We start from the raw sequence: 21,892 nt of genomic DNA, 5'->3' as shown, positions 1-21,892 counted from the left end.
CTTTCAGCGCGTCAGTAAGCTGCAAGGCTGCGGCGTCGCGTAGCAGGGGCAGCGCCGCCTGACGGTAACGAGGCCACAGGGCAGACAGCAGTTCTTCGTTCTGATTCAGTCCGAGGCGGCTGTACCAGGGCGTACCATGCTCCTGGCGATACTGTAATTGCCCGATCGTATCCTGAAGCACGCCCATCGCAGCAAGCCGTTGTTTTAAAGACTGACTGCTGTCAGAAGCGTTTTCAGTCACCTGTACGGCATCACCGATAATGCTGCGATTGGCGGCGAAAGAGACCAGCATTCCTGCTCCCCACAGTACCACCAACACACAGGCGGCTGCGGCGAGAATGCGATTCCACTGCATGCCATAGCGAGACGGGCGAAGATGAGCAGGGAGTTCATTTGAAGACGCAGGCAGCGCATCCCAGCGGTTATCGCGTATCCAATGGTGTGGCACCGTAAGTGCCGTACCTTCCGATTGCGGGCTGAACACCATCCCCGCCAGCGGCAGAGAGCGTTGAACACTCTGCAGCGGAGAAAGCAGCGTAGTTATCGATTCAGGCACACGCGCCAGCTGGTCCGCGAGGCTCAGCAAAAAGTGATGCTGCGGCGAGCCCGCCACCTGCTGGGTCCCCTGCGCGATGAGATCCGCCGCCAGTGCCGCGAGCAATGCATCGTGATTATTGGTTGTGGAAGTCGGGAACCCAACGGCCTGAGTTATACGGCCAGATTGCTTTCCAGCCCGTGTATGCAATGACCAGACGAACAGCGGCAGTCGCCAGCCGAGCATATTGCAACGAGCCGATAAGGCATGTGCGGTGGCATCCATCGCGGCACTGGAAGGTTGCGCAGTAGTGGGCAACCCGCCAATGTCGTTAAGCTGGTCAGCAGCAGAAGTCACCCAAATTATCGCGTCTGCAGGACGGCGACGCAGACGCTTTAAAGCAATCAGCCAGTTTTCATCAGTTTGAGAGGCGGGATCGCCGCCCCACAACAACAGCGTACCACTGACCTCTTGCCAGAGTTGATTGGTCAGGCCAGGTGCCAAGCGTTCAACGTCTGACACGCTGCCCGTGATGAGAAGGATGTGAACTTTGAAATTCCAAAGACGGCCGTGTTGTTGGCGGAGAGCATAATGGAGATGCTGAAGAATAATCCGGTGATTTTCAGTTGAAGTGGTTTTTTTCTTATCTAATTGCTTGTCGTGCCCAATTATTTTTTGAGGTAAATATTGCTCTTGCTTTTCGCCAATTGACTTTCTCTGAGAAAAATGAAGAGTAAAGATAGCTATTATTAAAGCTATTACACACACCCCCCAGATTAACCAAAAATATTCAACATTTACGCCTAAGATATCCATACCACTTCTGAAAGTAGTGATCAGGAATGCACTTACGCATGCAAGCGCCACGACTAATATTGAATATCCTGTTACACTAAAACGCCGAATGACCGGCGAAGCTGTTGATGTCATAAAAACAACTTCCTTGTAATCAGACAAAATGAATAGGCTTTATCCTTGCCACCTGATATTAATAATTGAGTTTCTCCCGTTCTAATTGCAGCATCAACTAATAATGAAATAGAAACAGGAAAGGATAGTGGTCCTGGCGGGCCAAATGAATGATTAACAACCAAAAATGGATATCGAGAAGGAAGTGCCCATTTTTTTTCTTCAGCATAGCGTACGATTGTAATCTTATCAGCCTCCTCAACTCCCGAAAGCCATACATGCTTCATTTCTGAAGCCTCCAACCTGTTATACTCTGTGAGAATATCAAGTGATTTCGTCAGAGAGTTTGAATGCAAAAATCTCCCTACACCTGCTTTGACAAGAAATGAATCACTCTTGATCATTTCTGATGAACATATAAGACTTGCGTTAATGAATTCACTATATCCACATTCAACAGAGTTAGGCCAATCCTGCAAGGTAATAATCAGTGCCATTTCTTTAATCGAACAGAATTCAGAACCTGAAAAGTATTGGTCAGTCACAGACACAATATTAGGGACAATATCCCATTGTTTAAATACAGCCTCAGAAATGTGAGATGCATCATGCTTTTCTGTTTTGAGTAAAATGATGTCATAAAGACTATTTCGATAACCAGGGCATTGTCTTTCCAGATTTTCATCTAAAAAAATAAACTTAGAGCTTAAATTTAAAAAATCGTGGTGTAGATGCCTGCATTTAACCGGATATGCTGGAATATTAGAAGGATCTCCAATTAAAGCTTCGCTTCCATTTTTTTCAGGACACAAGATTATATTTGCTATAATCGGCCTTTGCCACATAGCCCAACGCTGCCAATGAGATTTGGTAAGTTGAGTCTGAATACCCCATAATATAGCGGCATTGGAAGATTGATCATAGCGAAACCAAATAATTCCCACGAGACATAGCCATATCAACCCTGAAGGTAGCAAACCATTGATTATTATATCTCTGTAATCATGAACTTTCAGCAGAAAAATTAAAGTTAATGCACCTAAGCAAATCAAAAGAATAAAAACAATCGTCAAGAATTTAATGGATGGTTTCTTTAAGCTTTTCTTATGTGGGATGTCTGGAATCGGCCAATTCATTTTTATTCAACCATCTCATTTCGAAAGCTGATAACTTTGCAACCACATTCACATTTCTCCGAGGGATTATTTTGGAGGGGCGATTGCCGTGATCGTTGCGCCCGGTACACATTGCCGAGGTTGAGGGGGGGAAAAGCGCCACCGCTATCTCTGTTTCACAAATAGCACTCAGTTTGGGACACATTTTCCTCTCTATCAGAGATGCCGGCAGATCTGGGCTTTAACCGAAAGGATATAATCCATTGCATTAGCGGGTTGCTATTAATGGAAAAAAGCAAAAGTGGTCATGTAGAATTATAAGAAATCGTCCTTAAGCTAAAACCTCATGACATTAAATAATGGTTATTTAGGACTTTACCATCCTAATTCGACGCCAAAACCGAAGTCTGAGTCCATGCCGATAACGGATCGCAATCTCGCGCTCTGGTATCGGCAGTTTGGCGATCCTGTTGATGTACTGACGCTGGAATCCTCCTCTTTAGCCCCTTGTTCCGCTGGCCTGCTGCGCGTGCAAATGCACTATGCGCCAGTGAACGCGTCTGATCTGATCCCGATTACCGGTGCTTATCGTCACCGTGTCGCGCCGCCACAGGTCGCTGGTTACGAAGGCGTGGGCACCGTGATCTCCGCGCCCTCTGCTTACTCACATTTAGTGGGGCAACGCGTGTTACCACTGCGTGGCGTGGGCTGCTGGCAACATTATGTGGATATCGATCCACAGCTCGCTATTCCGGTACCAGAGGATATTAAGAGTACGCTGGCTGCGCGCGCCTATATCAATCCGCTAGCCGCTTTGCTGATGCTGCAGCAATGGCCGGTCAGCGGTAAAAATGTCCTGATCACTGCCGGTGGTTCCGCCTGCGCACTGTTGCTGGCCCAGTGGGCTAAGCTGCGCGGTGCACGACGCGTGGTGATGGTGTATCGCTCGTCAGCACATGCAGAAAAGTTGCACGCCCTCGGCCTGAGTGCGTTGCAGGAGACTGCGCGGGACGCGATTGAAGCAGTGAGTGCGCAAACCGATATCGTGTTTGATGCGGTCGGCGGCGATGTGGGGCAGTTGATCTGGCGAACGCTACCTGAGCACGCGCACTTTGTGGCTTACGGGGTATTAAGCGGCGCGCCGGTAAAAGTGAATGCCGCCCGTCCAGCACTGCACTGGTTTCATGTGCGGCACACCTTGGGCGATATTGGCGCGGCACCGTGGCAACAGCTTTTCTCAAAGATCTGGCCGTTGCTGCGCGACAGCGAGTGTGGTGAGGTGGAAATTTTCCCATTGAAAGAGTGGCGCGCGGCAATCGAAAGTTATCACCAGTCGGGTCGTGCGCGTAAACCCCTGCTGTGTCTGGACGAGTAAAGAGAGGCGAAGCAGCCTCTCTGTTCAATCAATTATTTAGCCGCAGCCTGCAGCCAGGCGACCACCAGCGGGGATAGCCGATTTTGCAGCGCCGCCCGTTCTGACTGGAACAGCGTCGCGACAAAGAACGGATGATCGGTCAGTTCAACACCGCGTACGTCACGATCCAAATCCCATGAAGTAATCTTCAGATTATTGGTTGCCAGCGCGTCACTGAATTCCGGGTTCACGCCGAAATTACAATGATACCCTTCATCACTTTCCAGCGCGCCGTAAGCTTGTGCAATCTTTGAACCCGCTTCGAAAGTCACCGTGCCACGCTGTTCCACCAGCGAACAGGTCAGCGGCGCAATCACCCAGCGCCCACTTTCATCGGTTTCCGCATGCCCGGCATCTTCCCAACCCAGCACATTGCGGGCGTACTCTACCACCGCATACTGGAAACCGCCACACGAACCGAGGAACGGTTTGTGGTTTTCACGCGCCCAGCGGATCGTTGCAAACACAGCTTCGTCGTTGAGATACGGGCTGCCTGGCACGACCCAAATGGCATCGTAATCGTTCCAGTTGTGTTGATGGATGTCGGGAGTGGCGATCCAGTCGGCGGTAACGTCGAGCGAGAGGGATTTTGCGGCAAACTGTACAGCAGGAGGAATGGCTTGATGTGCAACAGCATTGGCACGGAAATCGCCAACAAGGGCGACACGAACTGACTGCGTCATGGCTACGTCCTTTTAGGGAAAAAACGAGGTTACAGCAAACATCTCGACCTGTCTAAGCGCATTTCAGCGCGATATCACTCACTTTCGTTTGCGCGCATTTTGGTTATAGCCTGCTGTTTATACGGCTAAACATTCCTCTTTGTGGTGATTAACTCGACGGATGTTGACCACGCAATCGTTTACTTCTTTTACGGTTTTAATTAATTCGTAATTTTGTGCGCAGGATCAACAAATTAGCCATTTGGAAACTTTAGTCAGCCTATTACGCTCAACTATCAAGCAATTGTGCTTGGTAAATGTACATTCACGGTCTTTATATTGGTATAAATTATCATCTATAGCGTTATGTTCTGTGAAATACACCTTAAGCGGTTTATATCAGGAAAATGATCCTAAGGATCTCCAGTTAGCACGATTATTCTGATATAATGCCACACAGCAATATTTAACACTGATTTACAACTTCTTATAACGGCATTAACCCTACCTGTTACAAGTATTTCAGCGTGCAAAAAATGCTTGCCCTGTTGGCCTGATTCAGCCAAATTAGGCGCCGTTTTTCCTTTCTAATAACAATGTTGCGCGGGATTACTCAGCCCGACGCAGACTTAATTCCTGTCGTAAAACAGGCTATGTATAAACTGAGGTACACGTGTCAACTGCAAACAAACACACTGACGAGGCAGTAAGCCTCAACGCGTTCAAGCAACCGAAAGCGTTTTATCTGATCTTCTCCATCGAACTGTGGGAGCGTTTCGGCTACTACGGTCTGCAAGCCATCATGGCCGTTTACCTGGTGAAACAGCTGGGCATGTCCGAAGCGGACTCCATTACCCTGTTCACCTCGTTCAGCGCCCTGGTTTACGGCATGGTCGCGATTGGCGGCTGGCTGGGCGATAAAGTATTGGGTACCAAACGCGTGATTGTGCTCGGCGTGATCGTGCTGGCGCTCGGCTATGCGCTGATCGCCTTCTCAGGCCATGACACTGCGATGGTGTACGTCGGCATGGCAACTATCGCCGTGGGTAGTGGCTTATTTAAAGCCAACCCCTCTTCTCTGCTGTCTACCTGCTACGAGAAAGATGATCCGCGCATCGACGGTGCGTTCACCATGTTCTATATGTCGATCAACATCGGTTCTCTGTTCTCGATGATGCTGACACCGTGGTTGGCTGCACATTACGGCTGGGGCGCAGCGTTCTCGCTCTCCGTGGTGGGTCTGGTGATTACCTTACTGAACTTCCTGTTCTGCCAGCGCCTGGTGAAAAACTACGGTTCTAAACCGGACTTTGCGCCACTGAATGTCAGCAAATTGCTGATGACGCTGGTAGGTGTGGTGGCGCTGGTTGCCATTGCCGCCTGGTTGTTGCATCACCAAAGCATTGCGCGTATGGCACTGGGCGTGATTGCCGTCGGCATCGTGCTGGTGTTCGCGAAAGAAGCCTTTGCCCTGCAGGGTGCAGCACGCCGTAAAATGTTTGTCGCCTTCCTGCTGATGCTCGAAGCGATTGTGTTCTTCGTGCTCTACATGCAGATGCCAACCTCACTGAACTTCTTTGCTATTCGTAACGTTGAGCATGCCATTCTGGGCATTACCTTCGAACCAGAACAGTTCCAGGCACTGAACCCTTTCTGGATCATGCTGGCCAGCCCGATTCTGGCAGCGGTTTACAACAAGCTGGGCGACAAACTGCCTATGCCACACAAGTTCGCGATTGGTATGGTGCTGTGCTCTGCTGCATTCCTGGTGCTGCCATTTGGTGCCAGGTTCGCTAATGATGCCGGTATTGTGTCTGTGAACTGGTTGATCATCAGCTATGCACTGCAGAGTGTGGGCGAACTGATGATTTCCGGTCTTGGCCTGGCAATGGTGGCACAGTTAGTCCCACAGCGTCTGATGGGCTTCATCATGGGTTCCTGGTTCCTGACCACGGCGGGTGCTGCAATGATTGCCGGTAAAGTGGCGAATTTGATGGCCGTACCGAATGATGTGACCGATCCGCATGCTTCACTGGAAGTTTACAGCCATGTGTTCCAGCAGATTGGTATTGCAACCGGTGTGATCGCTATCCTGATGTTGATCACCGCGCCACTGCTGAACCGTATGACGCAGAGTGATGCTTCACAGCCTGAACTGAAAAGCGCTAACGCCAATCAGTAATGCAGGTGATGTGAATAAGCCGGGCAAACGCCCGGCATTTTTATTTCCTATTACTCATTTCTTTCCACCGCTTTAACGTTTCCTGCTGCCAAAGCTTCGCTTTTTATCCACTTCCCCGCATGATGACGGCTTCCTGTTAAACGTGCTGGAATCATCATGGATAGATTTGAAGAACTTCAGGTATTTGTCGCGGTGATTCAGCAAGGCAGCCTGGCCAGTGCTGCACGTTTTTTACAGCGCTCCCCTCCCGTTATTACCCGCACATTGAATGCCCTCGAGTCCCGGTTGGGCACGACCCTGATTGAACGCACCACTCGTCAACTGGCGCCCACAGAAGCGGGCTGGCAGCTGTTCGAACGGGCTCAGCAAATATTAGGTGATTATCAGCACGCGCTCGATAGCGCGCATCACAGTGGCCTGCAGGGGCTGCTGCGCATCACCGCACCCGTGCCTTTCGGCCGCCGCCATATCATGCCGCTGGTGAATGCATTCTTACAGCAACATCCCGAGATGCAAATCGAAGTGGTGCTGAGTGACAGCTATCAGGATTTAATTGAGAACGGGTTGGATATCGCGCTGCGCATTGGCGAATTACAGGATTCTTCAATGGTGGCACGCAAAGTAGGCAGCGTGCGTTCGACGTTGGTGGCGAGCCCGGAATATCTTCGGCTTGCAGGTGCTCCCGCCCATCCGGCAGAGCTGCAGCAACATACGGTGATCACCAGTTTGCGTCACACACGTGAATGGCGCTTTGCCCAGGATTTACGCGTGCGCATTTTGCCTCGTCTGCGCGTAAACGATATTGAAAGCCAGCTGGAAACGCTGCGTGGCGGTCAGGGGATTGGACGTTTGCTGTCGTACCAGGTGCTGGATGATATTCGTGATGGCAAACTGATCCGTTTATTACCCGAGTGGGAGCCTGTCCCCTTGCCGGTACAACTGGTCACACAGCGGGTTAAAAACATGACGCCTAAGGTGCGGCAGTTCTGGGACTATGCGCTGGAACAATTGCCTGCGCTACCTTGTTTTACGCAGGAAAAGTTTAAAGCGGACCGTAATTCCTGATCGCGGTCACTGGTAAAAAATTTTCGCAGATTTATGCTAATTCGATCACAACCACACTTCCAGGAGAAGCCATGATGAAACTCTATTGCAAGCCCGGTGCCTGTTCGTTGTCACCGCATATTGTTGCGCGTGAATGCGGGCTGGACTTTACCCAGGTCAATGTCGATCTGCAGAAAAAGGTCACCGAGCAGGGAGAAGATTACTGGCAGATTAACCCCAAAGGACAGGTTCCGGCGCTGCAGTTTGATGACGGCAGCTTGTTAACCGAAGGCGTTGCCATTGTGCAGTATCTGGCGGATCTGAAGCCGGATCGCAATTTACTGGCACCGACCGGCAGCCTGACGCGCTACCACACCCTTGAATGGTTGAGCTTTGTCAGCAGTGAACTGCATAAAACCTTCTCGCCGCTGTTCCGTCCGGACACGCCGGAAGAGTACAAAGCGATTGTGCGGGCGCAGCTAGAGAAAAAATATCAGGCGGTGAATGAAGCGCTGCAGGATAAGCAGTGGCTGATGGGACTGCGTTTCACCGTGGCCGATGTCTACCTGTTTGTGGTCACGCGTTGGGCAAAAGCCATCAAGCTAGATTTGAGCGGGTTAACGGCGCTTGAAGCCTGGTTTGATCGCGTGGCGGAGCGCCCTGCGGTGCAGGCAGCATTGAAAGCGGAAGGTTTGGTTTAAGCCGATTCAGGCGCACCCTGTGCGCCTGTTTTGCATCGTGTCTGCAGGCCACCGGGTGGTCGCCTGCAGATTTCGCAGCCGTTACAGCTTCTCAGCAGCAAAGTGCTGAGTCGGTTGCGCAATCGCGTCCTGCGCTGCCACCAGTTGCAACTCGTACTCGCCCATCTCGTGAGTTTTCAGCATCACTTCATACACTGCAGCAGTAACGTGTTCCAGTGCATCCTGTAACGATTTGCCGTGCAGCAGATCGACCAGCAGCAAACCACTGGTGAGATCGCCCACGCCCACCGGCTGACGAACCCCGAAATCCACCAGCGGACGGCTGATATGCCAGCACTCGTCAGCGGTGACCAGCAGCATCTCAAAGCGATCGCTGCGACGTCCGGCACGCGCCAGATGTTTCACCAGCACCACTTTCGGTCCCTGCGCCACTAACGCGCGTGCCGCCACTACCGCCTGCTCAATATTCGCCACTTCGTGGCCGCTGAGCATTTCCAGCTCCAGCAGGTTCGGCGCGATGATATCGCTGGCTGGCATCGCCATCTTGCAATGAAACTCCGCGACGCCAGGCGCCACAATGCAGCCCTTTTCAGGGTGGCCCATCACCGGATCGCAGAAGAACCAGGCGTTGGGGTTAGCGGCTTTCACCTGACGCACGATCTCCAGAATCTGCTCGCCCTGCTCAGCAGACCCTAAATAGCCGCTCAGCACCGCATCACAGGTCTTCAGACGGTCAATCGCCGCAATGCCTTTGACGATGTCGGTCAAATGGGTCGCTGGCATCACGGTGCCGGTCCAGTGACCGTATTGCGTGTGATTAGAGAACTGTACGGTGTTTAACGGCCAAACGTTTGCGCCCATACGGCGCATGGGGAATTCGGCGGCGCTGTTACCGGCGTGGCCGTAAACCACATGAGACTGGATTGCGAGGATATTTTTCATTATTGCCCTGTACTGCCTTGCCATAAAAAAGGGCCGGAAACCGGCCCTCGAACCTTACTGCCAGTTAATCAGGCAGTAGTGTTTTTTACCGCGACGCAACAGCGTGAAGCGACCAAACAGTTTGTCGCTGTCGCTGAAACGATACTCGGCGTCAGATTGTTTTTCACCGTTGAGAGAAACGGCGTTGGAACCGATCATGGTACGCGCCTGACCGCGCGAAGGTACCAGTTCAGCCGCCACCAGCGCCTGCTGCAGATCGTCTTCCGCTTTCAGGTTAATCACTGGCATACCGTCCTGCGCTAACTGCTCGAAGTCCGCTTCGGTCATCTCGGTCAGGCTGCCTGAGAACAGGCTGTCGGTAATACGTTTTGCCGCCGTCAGACCCGCTTCGCCGTGCACCAGATGTGTTACCTGCTCTGCCAGCACGTATTGGGCGCGTGGCGCTTTACCGCTGTTCTTGTCTTCTTCTTCCAGCGCATTAATCTCTTCAATGCTCATAAAGGTGAAGAACTTCAGGAAGCGATACACGTCTGAGTCAGCAGTGTTAATCCAGAACTGGTAGAACTTGTATGGGCTGGTTTTCTTCGCATCGAGCCACACTGCGCCACCTTCGGTTTTACCGAATTTGGTGCCATCAGATTTGGTGATCAGCGGAACGGTCAAGCCCCACGCCTGCTGCTGATGCAGACGGCGCGTCAGATCGATACCTGACGTGATGTTGCCCCACTGGTCAGAACCGCCAATCTGCAGCACCACATCGTGACGCTTGTTCAGTTCCGCAAAGTCGTAACCCTGCAGCAGGTTGTAGGAGAACTCGGTGTAAGAAATCCCCTGATCTTCACGGTTCAGACGCTGCTTCACCGCTTCGCGGTTGATCATCTGGTTCACCGAGAAGTGCTTACCGATGTCACGCAGGAAAGTCAGCACGTTCATGCCGCCAAACCAGTCGTAATTGTTCGCTGCGATAGCACTGTTATCGCCGCAGTCGAAGCTGAGGAATGGCGCCACCTGTTTGCGGATCTTTTCAACCCATTCGCCCACGGTATCCGCGGTGTTAAGTTTACGTTCTGCTGCTTTAAAGCTGGGATCGCCAATCAGACCGGTGGCACCACCCACCAGCGCGACCGGCTTGTGTCCGGCGTCCTGAAAACGTTTCAGGCAGAGCAGCGGCACCAGATGGCCCAAATGCAAGCTATCAGCGGTCGGATCGAAGCCGCAATAGAGTGCAATTGGCCCTTGCGCCAGTCGCTCTGCTAACGCTTCCTCGTCCGTTACCTGGGCGACTAAGCCCCTTTCTTGCAATTGTTGTATCAGGTTACTGCTGGTCATCACTGACTCCAAATTGATCAGACTGCACCTAGGCTGGTACACAGCTTTCCGCTGAGATGCGGATACGAAAAAAATGAGGGCTATAGCATAAAGCGCTGACGCCAACTGCGCCAGCGTTGAAAGGGGGTAAAACGCAGTTTTACGGCGCTAAACGGTCAATCGTCCAGCCGTTGCCTTCACGTTGGTAGAGGAAGCGGTCGTGCAGGCGATGTTCGCCGCCCTGCCAGAACTCCACGGTATGGAATTTGACGCGATATCCGCCCCAGAAACTGGGTAAAGGCACTTCGCCTTGCTGGAATTTTTGCTTAAGTTCAAGGAACTTGCCTTCCAGCACACCACGCGCCGAAATACGGCTTGATTGCTTTGACACCCAGGCACCGATCTGGCTATCCCGTGGGCGGCTGCTAAAGTATTTCAGCACTTCCAGTGGCGACAGTTTTTCCACTTCTCCTAATACCATCACCTGGCGTTCAAGGAAGTGCCATGGGAAATGCAGCGAGATGCGCGGATTGTCCGCCAGCTGCAGCGCTTTGCGGCTGCCCAGATTGGTGTAAAACACCATGCCTTGTTCATCGTAATGCTTCAGCAACACAATACGCTGATAAGGCTGGCCGCTGCTGTCAACGGTGGCGACGGTCATTGCTGTAGGATCGGGCAGTTGGGCATCGCACGCCTGCTTGAGCCAGTGTTCAAACAACGCCAGCGGATTGTCTGGCAGATCGTTACGTCTAAGCCCGCCGCGAGTGTACTCACGACGTAAATGGGCAATGTTTTGCAAGCTGTCACTGTCGCTCATGCTGATTCTCTTCGTTACTGGGCGGACGTATCCGCATTTTGCAATTCACAGTCATTAATCACGATTTTGTCATTACGCTCAACAAAAGCGCCATTGCCTTTCGACCAGAAGACATAAGTGCCGTCGCTGTAGCGCGCGCCGGAAGCTGATACGGTTTGGGTTAAGGTGAGCGGTTTACCATCCAGAATAAAGCTCACCTGCTGCTTCGGATTGTCCAGTGTCACCGTTAACGGTAATGTGCCGCACTGATAGCGCAATGTCTGTGGTGTAGGCTGCTCTTTGTGCATCATGCCGCAGCCACTCATCGTGACGACACAGCTCAACAGAATAACGATTTTTTTCATCTTTCACTCCTTAATGTGTCAATCGGGCATTCGCCGGATAAATGGCGCCCAATACACTCATTTCCCGTGCACCGGTGACGGCAGGCAAATTGCCTGGCAAACCGGACAAGGTGCGAAACGCCAGCCAGGCGAAGGCCAACGCTTCCATATCATCACCACTGATCCCGGCGTCATCCGTCGTCCCCACTTCAGTACCCGGCAAATGGGCCGCCAGCCGCGCCATCAGCAACGGATTACGACTGCCGCCACCACACACCAGCAGGCGATCGCAACCATCGTTGAGCTGAACTTGCTGAGCAATGGTCAATGCGGTGAGTTCGCTGAGTGTGGCCTGCACATCCTGCGGTGCCAGTGCCGGGAAACGCTGTAGTTGCCGCTCAACCCAGCCGAGATTGAAGTATTCACGACCGGTACTTTTCGGTGGTGGCAGCGCGAACCAGGGGTCGTTGAGCATTTCCTCCAGCAGTGCAGGCACCACCTGACCACTGCGCGCCCAGCTAGCAGCCTTATCATAGGGCACGCCCTTATGACGCCAAATCCAGGCATCAATCAACATATTGCCAGGCCCGGTATCAAAGCCACGCACAGGCTGACCGGGGATTAATAATGACAGATTGGCAATACCGCCAATGTTGAGCACCATGCGCCGTTCAACGCTGTCCATCAGCAGCGCCTGATGGAACGCGGGAACCAGTGGCGCGCCTTGTCCGCCTAAGGCCATGTCGCGACGACGAAAATCGGCCACCACGGTAATTCCCGTGGCGGCGGCGATTTGATTGCTGTCCCCAATCTGTAGCGTATTCGGGGTGTCGCTCTGCGGCTCATGCCACACGGTCTGACCATGACAACCTATTGCCATGATGTCGCTGGCTTCCAGCGATTGCTGCTGCATTAGCGTTAACACCGCTTCGGCAAATAGCTTGCCCAGCCGTGTATCCAGTTGGCCGAGTTGCGACAGCGTCAGCGATTGCCCCTGACAGATTGCCAGCACCTGTTGCCGAATCTCCTGCGGCATCGGGTGACAATAGCTGGCCTGCTGCGCGACCATATGATTATCAATCACCGCCAGTACCACATCGACACCGTCGAGGCTGGTGCCGGACATCACACCAATATAGCGTCCTGATTTCATAGCGGTTCCTTACTCACGCGCGAGTCTTCAATTCGTTTCTGTTTAGCCTGGCAAATATCAGCGGCTAATTCTATGATAAAATTCCGCTTCTCAACCGCACCGCACACGGCATTTCAGCGATAAAATATTTTCAGCACGAAATTGAATTTTTGTTGAGGGGCAATGGTCTATCCTTCGCCTCAGCCGCGTATTATTTGGACATAGAGTCAATTGCCAGCTTTCTGTCTTATACTCTTGCTGTAGAGGACGAGAACATGGCGTTTTTTTGCATTAAGGAGCTTTCTGATGATTAAGCGTTTTGTAGCCGTGGCACTGACCGGCCTGACGCTGGCAGGTTGTGTCAGCAATGACACCCTTTCCGGTGATGTGTATAGCGCCAATGAAGCCAAACAAGTACAAAGTGTCTCATACGGTACTCTGGTGTCGGTTCGCCCGGTTAAAATCCAGGGTGGCGATGAAAATAACGTGATTGGCGCGATTGGTGGTGCGGTGCTGGGTGGTTTCCTCGGTAACACCATTGGTGGTGGCACCGGTCGCAGCCTGGCCACAGCAGGCGGTGCGGTACTTGGCGGCGTAGCAGGCCAGGGCGTGCAGGGTGCGGTCAACAAGTCTGACGGTGTTGAGCTGGAAATCCGTAAAGACGACGGCAACACCATTATGGTGGTGCAGAAGCAGGCCGCAACCCGTTACTCAGTGGGTCAGCGCGTCGTCATGGCGTCGAATGGCAGCCAGGTGACCGTTTCACCACGCTAAGCGAGCAGATAAAAAAAACCGACGCCAGCGCGTCGGTTTTTTTATTTCTCGCGGTTTTGGAACTCGAGAATGTTTTTTTCCAGTCGAGCAATCAGCGTGACCATTTGATTAATCTCTTCGAGGCTGATGCCCGAAAGGATGTCATCGCGGGTCGCATCAATCACATTTTCAACCTGCTCGATAATCGGCTCGGCCTGCTTCGTCAACTTAATGCGTTTGGCACGACGGTCGTTAGCACAGGTGGCACGCGTGATGAGTCCCTTCTCTTCCAACTGATCCAGCGTACGCACCAGCGAAGGTTGTTCAATACCAATGGCTTTGGCCAGCTGGATCTGCGACTGCTCTGGCGGAAGTTGATGAATATTGTGTAACGTCACCCAATGCGTTTGTGTCAACTCAAGCGGCTTCAAACGCTGGTCAATCAAGGCACGCCAGATGCGTACCAGCCGAGACAGGTCTGTACCGAGGGGCGTATCCATTTCATCTCCTTATAATTAGCTTGCTAGCTATCAAGCCAGATTTTACACTATTCTGCGAGTTTACAGGACAAATTACAAATTCCAGGCCAGACGGCACGCTCTCTTCTACGCTAGTTTGAGAGAGAACCTGGGACAATGAAGGATGAAGACACGTGTCCATTACCGCACTTTCCGCCACCGCTCCGCTTACCGACCTGGTATTTGGTGCCTCGCTGTTCTTTCCGCCGCTGTTTAAAGCTGTGCTGCTGGGTTTCTTTTTCTGGTTACTGATTCACCCGTTGCTGCGCGGCTGGATGTACTCCGGCGACATCTGGCATCCCACCTTAATGGATCTTTCCCTGTTTGTCCTGTGCGTCACTGGCGCACTGTGGATACTGAGCCTCGGATAAATCACCATGAAATTCAACCCTTTTAAATACTTTTCAACACTGGTGGTGTTTGCCCTGGCCCTGATTGCCGGCTGGTGGATGTGGAACTACTACATGCAGTCACCGTGGACACGTGATGGCAAAGTGCGCGCTGAGCTGGTGGATATCACACCGGAAGTGTCTGGCCGCATCATTGATCTCAAGGTGCATGACAACCAGTTTGTGCATAAAGGGGACATCCTTTTAAAGATCGATCCCGTGCCCTGGCAAATTGCGCTGGATAATGCGGATGCTCAACTGGCGAAGGCGCAATCCGATTTGGCCAAAGCCCAACACGAAGCCAATCGTCGTGCCAGCCTGCCACGTAATGTGATCTCAGCAGAAGATATGGATGCCGCACGACTGACAGCAAACGCCGCCGCAGCAACGGCTAAAGCGGCACAGGCGAGTCTGGATCAGGCGCGCTGGAATCTGCAACAAACCACGCTTACCGCGCCCACCGACGGTTGGATCAGCAACCTGACGCTGCGTCCCGGCAACTACGCCACCGCCGGAACACCGTTGTTCGCCCTGGTGGATAGCCACTCCTATTATGTGATGGGCTATTTCGAAGAGACCAAACTGCGTCACATTCAGCCCGGCGCCGACGCGCAAATCGTACTCTACAGTAATGGCACTCGCTTGCAGGGAAAAGTGGAGAGCATCGGGCGCGCTATTTACGATCAGAGCGTTTCAACCGATGGCGGTTTAGTGCCAGACATCAAACCCAACGTGCCTTGGGTGCGCTTGGCACAGCGTGTGCCGGTACGCATTCGTTTGGATGCGATTCCGGATGATGTTCCGCTGGTGGCGGGCACCACCTGTACGATTTCCATCGCACATTGAGGCCGCCATGAATCTGCAGTGGCTGGCCTGGCAAAATCTGCCGTGGATTAAAGCAACCGGCGGCGAATGGCGCTATGCCTTACGAAATGCGATTGCGATGTGTCTGGCGCTGACCATCGCCTATGCGCTGCAACTGGATGAACCCTATTGGGCGATGACCTCCGCCGCCGTGGTGAGTTTTCCCACCGTGGGCGGTGCGATCAGTAAAAGTCTGGGGCGTATTGTCGGCAGCCTGCTCGGTGCCACCGCCGCGCTTTTGATTGCCGGGCATACGCTCAACGAACCCTGGCTATTTGCCTTTTTTATGGCCGGCTGGCTGGCGTTTTGTACCTGGATCGCCAACCACTATCAAAACAATGTCGCCTACGCATTCTCTCTGGCTGGCTACACCGCAGCGATCATTGCCTTTAGCAGCGTCAATATTACCGATGTGACCCAATTGTGGGATATCACTCAGGCGCGCGTTTGCGAGGTGATTTCAGGCATTTTGTGTGCCGGACTGATGATGATGGTTTTGCCCAGCACGTCGGACGGTAACACCTTGATGAATTCGTTGCGGCAGATGCACGCCCGTCTGCTCGACCATGCAGTTTTACTGCTGCAACAAAGCAGTACTGATAACGTGCGCACCGCGCATGAGAATGTCATCAGCCAGATTCTCACTATGAACTTGCTGCGTATTCAGGCCTTCTGGAGCCATTACCGCTATCGCCGTCAGAACAACGTGCTTAACTATGTTTTGCACCAGCAGTTGCGCCTGACCAGCGTTCTCTCCAGCCTGCGCCGCATGCTGCTGAATTGGCCGGATGCACCACCGGAACTCTACACCGCCATTCAACAGTTGTTACACGAACTCGCATTGCCGCAGTGTGATAAGTATCGTCTGGCGCGCATACTGCGCAGTGTGACACCGGACGCCACCGGCGATTATCGTCAGCGCGCGTTTGTTCAACGTTTACGTTATTTCTGCTGGGTTTACCTCAACGTTAATCGCTGGATACGTTTGATTGAGCGCGCAGACGCCGATACGCGCTTTCAACCGCCAAAAGTGCCCTCTCTGGCACGTGAAAGTGACAGCGCTGAAGCCGGCTGGAGTGCGTTGCGCACCTTTAGCGTGATCATGCTGGGCTGTGCTTTCTGGATTGGCACACAATGGGATGCAGGTGCAGCAGCCCTGACGCTGACCGCGATTGCCTGCGTGCTCTACTCTTCCGCTCCCTCCCCCAGTGGCAGCGTGTCACTGTTGCTGAAAACCCTGCTATGGCTGTCGGTGTTTAGTTTTCTGCTGCAATACGGTTTGATGGTACAAATCAGCGCCCTGTGGCAATTTCTGCTGGTGCTGTTTCCGCTGCTGATCACCTTGCAACTGTTTAAGCTGCAGCAGAAAAAACGCGCGGGGATGTGGGGACAATTTATTGTGTTTATGGGTTCATTTATTGCCGTCACCAACCCGCAAGACTGGGATTACCAAAGCTTTCTCAACGATAATCTGGCCAAAGTGTGTGGCGTGCTGCTGGCATGGATGGCTTTTCAGGTACTGCGCCCCAGCTCCGATGCGCGCCGTAGCCGCAGGCATATTCGCGCGTTACGCCATGCATTTCTTGACCAACTGCGACGCCATCCACGTCTCAGCGAAAGCCACTTTGAATCGCAGATCTACCATCACATCAGCCAGCTGAGTAGTAGCCGCGATGAACAAGCGCGTGTCTGGTTGCTGCGCTGGGGCGTGGTGCTGCTCAACTGTTCCCATATTGTCTGGCAATTACGCGAATGGCGGCCAGCCTCAGCCACTTTGGCGCAAATGCGCGATAGCAGTTTGCAGGATCTGCAACGGATTATGAGCCTGCGCGGCGTGCGTCATACTTCGTTGCAGGCCACGCTGGATGAGCTGGAAGGGATGATTGCGCAACTGCAGCAGCAGCCTGATAGCGAAGCCAATACGCTGGCGGGCATTTTATGGCGCCTGCGCTGTTCGTTAGCACAGTTAAGTCAGGCGGTGCCGGATTAATTACTGGCAATATTGTGTGGTCTGGCGGTTAAAATCGTCCTGCAACTGCTGCAAGGTTTTATGCCCTTCAAAACGGGTTTTGTCTTGCTCGGTCATCGGTTCAATCACCAGGTATCGCTCCTCATACGAATAGATAAAGCGACGATCGAGAAACGTGCCGGTGAAACTTTTCCCCCGGATTGAGCCGCAAACCGTGGTTAACGTGCGGTGAAAAAACTCGGTGTGCAGGAAATTGGTTTCGGTGGCGCTGCGCAGCACATTCTGACAGCCCTGTGCCTGTAACTGTTCGAGCGTGTGCGGGGTAAGCCACTCCCGTCCGCGAGCGATATCTTCACAACTTGCACGCAGCGGGTTGGTATCAATGGTGCGCTGTAACTGGCGGCTGGTGTCTAACCTCAACTGCGTTTCGTTAGGTTGATCACATCCCGCGAGTAATACACATAACAGCAAAATCCCACGCGTTTTCATTCCTGCCCCTGAGAGGTTTTATTCCTGAATCAACATCATAGGACGGATAGCGTGCGGAGTGTAGCGGGAAAGTGGGTCAGAATTTTTCCGGCAGTGAAAAGATGCAGACGGCAGATTGCCTGCCGCCTAAGAGTTTAAATCACACCGCAGGCAAATCGCGCACCGCCTCCCCCTAACGGCTGCGGATGATCTGCATGATTATCGCCACCCACATGAACCATTAACGCCTTCCCTTTCACTTCGCTCAGCGATTTTATACGCGGCGCCACCACCGGGTAATCGGCCTTGCCATCGTCAGTGACATACAGAGCAGGCAGATCGCCCAAGTGACCCTCTGCGTAAGGCCCGAGATGTTTGCCGGTGTTTTGTGGATCCAGATGTCCACCCGCTGCGCCGGCCGCAACAGTTTTGCCATCCGATTGACCAGGCTCACAACTGCCTTTGGCATGCACGTGGAAGCCGTGAACACCCGGTTTCAGGCCGGTTAGCGCGGGGGCGAACTGCAAACCATATGGCGTTTCACTGATGGTGACTTTGCCAATGGCGGCGCCGATACCCTGTGCGGTGACCTCATGCAATGTCACCTCTTCAGAGGCGGCCTGAGCGCCAGCAGCACAGACCAGCGCCAGTGTGGCGATGAGAATTTTTTTCATAACGTCTCCTTACGGTTGAAATGCCCTGTAAGCCTGGACCGGAATAGGCCAGGCTGCCGTAATTTGACGTAGTTTTACGCTTCAGGGCACATCAAAACCGAGTGCCGCTTTGCGAATGCGGAACCACTGCTGACGATCGAGCGTCAGTTGGCAAGCGCCTGCCGCTTCGCTGACGCGCGTGGCTTTACCGGATCCGATGATTGGCAGTGGGCGGCTTGGCAATTTCATCACCCACGCATACACCACCTGTTCAATGCTGCTCGCGCCGATTTCCTGTTTTACCTGCTCAAGCTCATCACGCAGCGGCTGATAATGCGCATCGTTAAACAGACGTCCACCGCCTAAACAGGACCATGCCATCGGCCGGATGCGCACCTGCTGACACTGATCAAGCGTGCCATCGAGCAGCGTTGACTGTTCCAGCGGTGAGATTTCCAGTTGGTTGGTCACCAGGCTAAACGGCAGGCGAGATTGCAGCAGCGTGAACTGGGAAGCGGTAAAGTTTGACACGCCGAAGTGACACACTTTGCCGCTCTGATGCAGTGCCATAAAGGCTTCGGCCATTTCATCTGCATCCATTAACGGATCCGGGCGATGAATCAGCAGCAGATCGAGATAATCGGTGTTGAAGTAGCGCAGGGAATTTTCCGCACTGTGCAGGATGTGGCTGGCCTCGGTAATGTAATGGCCAATTTTATGTTCCGGTTTGGCGCGTGTTGCAATGCCGCATTTGGTGACAATCTGCAGTTTATCACGCAGCCCCGGTGCAAGACGCAACGCCTCGCCAAAAGCGGCTTCACAACCGTAGTTACCATAAATATCGGCGTGATCGACCGTGGTGATGCCCAATGACAGATGATGCTCGATAAAAGCCACTAACTGCTGCGGCGTCATGCCCCACTCCAGCAGGCGCCAGTAGCCAACGATCAGCGGTGAGAATTGAGGTCCCTGCGGGGCGATAGTTTGCGGTTGTAACATCGGTAAACTCCCTTGAACGCGAAAGCGGAAAGCGAAGCTGGGAGTATAACGGAAAGGCAAATCATCGTTTTCTTAAAACAGTGAGGGTTGTTCCGGATCATGATTCTCATCGACTTTTTGTTGTCGATGCAGGCGCAGCCAGCGTTGGCGACATAACCGCAACACATCACGTTTTTGCGCATCGGTAAACTTCATCCAGTTAAAGCGTTCCTCACGGCTACGCAGACAGCCGCGACAATAGCCGCGCGCATCACTCTGACAGATGCCGCGACACGGGCTGGGAACAGGAAAGAACTCTAATTGCTCGGCCACATCCACTCCGGTTTAACAATAAGCTTTATATTGATAACAGCTTAGTGACATTGTGCAAAGCGTATACGTAGTTCGCCCAGATTTCATCCAGCCATCACCACGGAAATGGATATTTACCATTGTTCTCAGCGCAAGAACCTTTGGTTAGGTACTGTTTAATAAGCGTTAAGGTTTTCCTCATATTGAATTCATACGATTGTCACATTCCATCCTGCTACTGAGTTTTCATGAAATTCACGAACAAGTTACAGTGCCATGCCAGCAGTTTTAATCTGATTGCCGCCCTGTTTTTTACCCTCGTGCTCAACGCCCTGTTTCTACTGCGGGCGTGGGAAATTATCCCTTACGATCGCCTTCACGATTACCTGTTTGCTGCCAGCATTCCGGTGGTGCTGGCCTCTGCGTTCTATCTGATTTTCTCGTTGCTGGCATGGCCCTATGTTCGCAAGCCGCTGCTTATTCTGTTGGTGATGGCCAGCGCCGCCGCTAACTACTTTATGCACAGCTTCGGTACGGTGATCGACACCAACATGATCGAAAACGTGTTTGAGTCGGATGCTCAGGAAGCTGGAGCATTGATCAGCAGTGGTTATGTGGTGTGGATGATCTTGATGGGGTTGGTGCCCGTCGCCGCCATTTGCATGGTGCGCATTAAAACGGGCCAACGCTGGTGGTGGAGCCTGCTGCAACGTCTGGCCGGGGCGCTGGGTGCGATTTTGCTGATTCTGCTGATGGCGGTGCTGTTCTACAAAGATTACGCTTCGCTGATTCGCAACAATAAAGGGCTGGTGAAGATGATCACCCCGGCCAATATTGTCAGCGGCACCGGTCATTACGTTGATCAGCGTTATCTGCAAGGCAGCCAGGCGCTGGTCAAAATTGGCCTGGATGCCAAAAAAGGCCCGCTGATCACCGCGGAACCGAAGAAAACGCTGGTGGTATTAGTGGTCGGCGAAACCGGACGTGCTGAGAACTTCTCTCTTGGCGGCTATGCGCGTGAAACCAATCCTGAACTGAAAAAACAGCAGGTTATCTACTATCCCGACGCCAGTTCCTGTGGCACGGAGACCGCCATTTCAGTGCCCTGCATGTTCTCCAACATGCCGCGAGAGCATTACGACGCCAACCTGGCGCATCATCAGGAAGGCGTGCTAGATATTCTCGCCCACGCCGGGGTCAGTGTGTTGTGGCGCGAAAACGATGGCGGCTGTAAAGGCGCCTGCGATCGCGTGCCACACACCGATATGACGCAGTGGAATTTATCGCAATATTGCCACGATGGTTTCTGTCTCGATGATGTTCTGCTGCATCGTTTTGATAACTATGTGGACAGTCTGCACAATGACGGGATTATCGTGTTACATCAAATGGGCAGCCACGGTCCGGCCTATTATCAGCGTTATCCGGCGGAATTCCGTCGCTTCACGCCAACCTGCGATAGCAACCAGATTCAGGATTGCGATCATCAGGCGTTGGTGAATACCTATGATAACTCTCTGTTGTACACCGACGATATGGTGAGCCGCACCATTGATAAACTTAAAGCTTTGAGCGATCGCTTCAACGTAGCGCTGGTCTATCTCTCAGACCACGGTGAATCACTGGGTGAACACGGTATGTATCTGCACGGTGCGCCTTATATGTTTGCGCCCTCACAGCAGACACATATCCCACTGTTGATGTGGATGTCACCAGGCTATGCGTCGGCGTTCCACATTAACGAGACCTGTTTACGCCAGCAGGCCGCGAGTGAGAAAGTGTCGCAAGACAATCTTTTCCATACGGTTTTGGGCATGTTCAACATCCAAACGCAAGAGTACCAACCGCAACTGGACATGATCAGATCGTGCCAAAATGCCGGATAAGGTTTGCATTAGACCGAC

At 52.7% G+C, this 21,892-nt stretch carries 22 protein-coding genes; 9 read left to right on the top strand and 13 right to left on the bottom strand.

Annotation, left to right across the window (positions count from 1 at the left end; translation table 11 throughout):
• Both FD737_RS22310 and FD737_RS22305 read right to left on the bottom strand, forming a co-directional pair.
• Window positions 1–1,465 (bottom strand): ImcF-related family protein (locus FD737_RS22310; protein WP_237448853.1); only part of this gene is annotated, 1,465 nt, incomplete at its 3' end.
• The gene (locus FD737_RS22305) at window positions 1,462–2,580 is read right to left on the bottom strand and encodes a hypothetical protein (protein WP_160834610.1); all 1,119 of its coding nucleotides are present in this window, start codon (window positions 2,578–2,580) and stop codon (window positions 1,462–1,464) included. The genes FD737_RS22310 and FD737_RS22305, both read right to left, overlap by 4 nt.
• Window positions 2,581–2,974: 394 nt before the next feature.
• Between FD737_RS22305 and FD737_RS22300 the strand changes: the two genes are divergently transcribed.
• Window positions 2,975–3,934: a zinc-dependent alcohol dehydrogenase family protein gene (locus tag FD737_RS22300; RefSeq protein ID WP_176505797.1), complete on the top strand. Its 960-nt coding sequence runs from the start codon at window positions 2,975–2,977 to the stop codon at window positions 3,932–3,934.
• Between the two features lie 32 nt (window positions 3,935–3,966).
• Here FD737_RS22300 and FD737_RS22295 read toward each other — a convergent pair whose 3' ends face one another.
• Window positions 3,967–4,656 (bottom strand): CTP synthase, encoded by a 690-nt coding sequence (locus FD737_RS22295; protein ID WP_097119289.1) that lies wholly within the window; start codon window positions 4,654–4,656, stop codon window positions 3,967–3,969.
• 652 nt (window positions 4,657–5,308) lie between these two features.
• On the opposite strand from FD737_RS22295, the gene dtpA reads away from it, so the two are divergent.
• From dtpA to gstA, 3 genes are all read left to right on the top strand, one after another.
• Window positions 5,309–6,817: a dipeptide/tripeptide permease DtpA gene (gene dtpA, locus FD737_RS22290; RefSeq protein WP_160834609.1), complete on the top strand. Its 1,509-nt coding sequence runs from the start codon at window positions 5,309–5,311 to the stop codon at window positions 6,815–6,817.
• Between the two features lie 156 nt (window positions 6,818–6,973).
• The gene (locus FD737_RS22285; protein ID WP_160834608.1) at window positions 6,974–7,882 is read left to right on the top strand and encodes a LysR family transcriptional regulator; all 909 of its coding nucleotides are present in this window, start codon (window positions 6,974–6,976) and stop codon (window positions 7,880–7,882) included.
• 74 nt (window positions 7,883–7,956) lie between these two features.
• Complete coding sequence (gstA, locus tag FD737_RS22280) at window positions 7,957–8,562, top strand: glutathione transferase GstA (protein ID WP_202403713.1); 606 nt, start codon at window positions 7,957–7,959, stop codon at window positions 8,560–8,562.
• A gap of 81 nt (window positions 8,563–8,643) precedes the next feature.
• Here gstA and pdxY read toward each other — a convergent pair whose 3' ends face one another.
• The 5 genes from pdxY to anmK all read right to left on the bottom strand — a co-directional run bounded on the left by pdxY (window position 8,644) and on the right by anmK (window position 13,105).
• A complete protein-coding gene (gene pdxY / locus FD737_RS22275) occupies window positions 8,644–9,504 on the bottom strand; it encodes a pyridoxal kinase PdxY (protein WP_097119285.1) in 861 nt (286 codons plus the stop codon).
• Between the two features lie 54 nt (window positions 9,505–9,558).
• Entirely contained in the window at window positions 9,559–10,833 is a 1,275-nt protein-coding gene (gene tyrS, locus FD737_RS22270) for a tyrosine--tRNA ligase (protein ID WP_160834606.1), read from the bottom strand.
• Between the two features lie 139 nt (window positions 10,834–10,972).
• Window positions 10,973–11,629, bottom strand: a complete 657-nt coding sequence (pdxH, locus tag FD737_RS22265) for a pyridoxamine 5'-phosphate oxidase (RefSeq protein WP_045834198.1) — start codon at window positions 11,627–11,629, stop codon at window positions 10,973–10,975.
• A gap of 14 nt (window positions 11,630–11,643) precedes the next feature.
• Entirely contained in the window at window positions 11,644–11,973 is a 330-nt protein-coding gene (locus FD737_RS22260; RefSeq protein ID WP_058959764.1) for an MliC family protein, read from the bottom strand.
• Window positions 11,974–11,983: 10 nt separating this feature from the next.
• Entirely contained in the window at window positions 11,984–13,105 is a 1,122-nt protein-coding gene (gene anmK / locus FD737_RS22255) for an anhydro-N-acetylmuramic acid kinase (RefSeq protein WP_160834605.1), read from the bottom strand.
• Between the two features lie 285 nt (window positions 13,106–13,390).
• Between anmK and slyB the strand changes: the two genes are divergently transcribed.
• The gene (gene slyB / locus FD737_RS22250) at window positions 13,391–13,858 is read left to right on the top strand and encodes an outer membrane lipoprotein SlyB (RefSeq protein ID WP_034821586.1); all 468 of its coding nucleotides are present in this window, start codon (window positions 13,391–13,393) and stop codon (window positions 13,856–13,858) included.
• 41 nt (window positions 13,859–13,899) lie between these two features.
• Here the strand turns inward: slyB and slyA are convergent, their stop codons facing one another.
• The gene (gene slyA, locus FD737_RS22245; RefSeq protein WP_034821588.1) at window positions 13,900–14,337 is read right to left on the bottom strand and encodes a transcriptional regulator SlyA; all 438 of its coding nucleotides are present in this window, start codon (window positions 14,335–14,337) and stop codon (window positions 13,900–13,902) included.
• A gap of 152 nt (window positions 14,338–14,489) precedes the next feature.
• Here slyA and FD737_RS22240 point away from each other — a divergent pair, with 152 nt between their 5' ends.
• From FD737_RS22240 to FD737_RS22230, 3 genes are read left to right on the top strand one after another with little or no spacing between them, the layout of a single operon-like run.
• Window positions 14,490–14,726, top strand: a complete 237-nt coding sequence (locus FD737_RS22240) for a DUF1656 domain-containing protein (RefSeq protein ID WP_038647264.1) — start codon at window positions 14,490–14,492, stop codon at window positions 14,724–14,726.
• A gap of 6 nt (window positions 14,727–14,732) precedes the next feature.
• Window positions 14,733–15,590, top strand: coding sequence for an HlyD family secretion protein (locus FD737_RS22235; RefSeq protein ID WP_058959762.1), 858 nt, complete (start codon window positions 14,733–14,735; stop codon window positions 15,588–15,590).
• 7 nt (window positions 15,591–15,597) lie between these two features.
• Window positions 15,598–17,598: an FUSC family protein gene (locus tag FD737_RS22230; RefSeq protein ID WP_160834604.1), complete on the top strand. Its 2,001-nt coding sequence runs from the start codon at window positions 15,598–15,600 to the stop codon at window positions 17,596–17,598.
• Here the strand turns inward: FD737_RS22230 and FD737_RS22225 are convergent, their stop codons facing one another.
• From FD737_RS22225 to FD737_RS22210, 4 genes are all read right to left on the bottom strand, one after another.
• Window positions 17,599–18,066 (bottom strand): hypothetical protein, encoded by a 468-nt coding sequence (locus FD737_RS22225; RefSeq protein WP_034821596.1) that lies wholly within the window; start codon window positions 18,064–18,066, stop codon window positions 17,599–17,601.
• 134 nt (window positions 18,067–18,200) lie between these two features.
• Window positions 18,201–18,719: a superoxide dismutase family protein gene (gene sodC / locus FD737_RS22220; protein ID WP_058959760.1), complete on the bottom strand. Its 519-nt coding sequence runs from the start codon at window positions 18,717–18,719 to the stop codon at window positions 18,201–18,203.
• A gap of 81 nt (window positions 18,720–18,800) precedes the next feature.
• Entirely contained in the window at window positions 18,801–19,697 is an 897-nt protein-coding gene (locus tag FD737_RS22215) for an aldo/keto reductase family oxidoreductase (protein ID WP_160834603.1), read from the bottom strand.
• A 72-nt stretch (window positions 19,698–19,769) separates the two neighbouring features.
• Entirely contained in the window at window positions 19,770–20,009 is a 240-nt protein-coding gene (locus tag FD737_RS22210; RefSeq protein WP_034821614.1) for a DUF1289 domain-containing protein, read from the bottom strand.
• A 227-nt stretch (window positions 20,010–20,236) separates the two neighbouring features.
• Between FD737_RS22210 and eptA the strand changes: the two genes are divergently transcribed.
• Window positions 20,237–21,874: a phosphoethanolamine transferase EptA gene (gene eptA / locus FD737_RS22205; RefSeq protein ID WP_097119281.1), complete on the top strand. Its 1,638-nt coding sequence runs from the start codon at window positions 20,237–20,239 to the stop codon at window positions 21,872–21,874.
• Window positions 21,875–21,892 lie beyond the last annotated feature (18 nt).

The sequence above is a fragment of the Pantoea sp. Seng genome, from assembly GCF_009829935.1.
GTDB lineage: Bacteria > Pseudomonadota > Gammaproteobacteria > Enterobacterales > Enterobacteriaceae > Pantoea > Pantoea communis.
The sequence above is the reverse complement of the archived record's forward strand: the minus strand, read 5'-3'. Positions and strand labels throughout refer to the sequence as shown.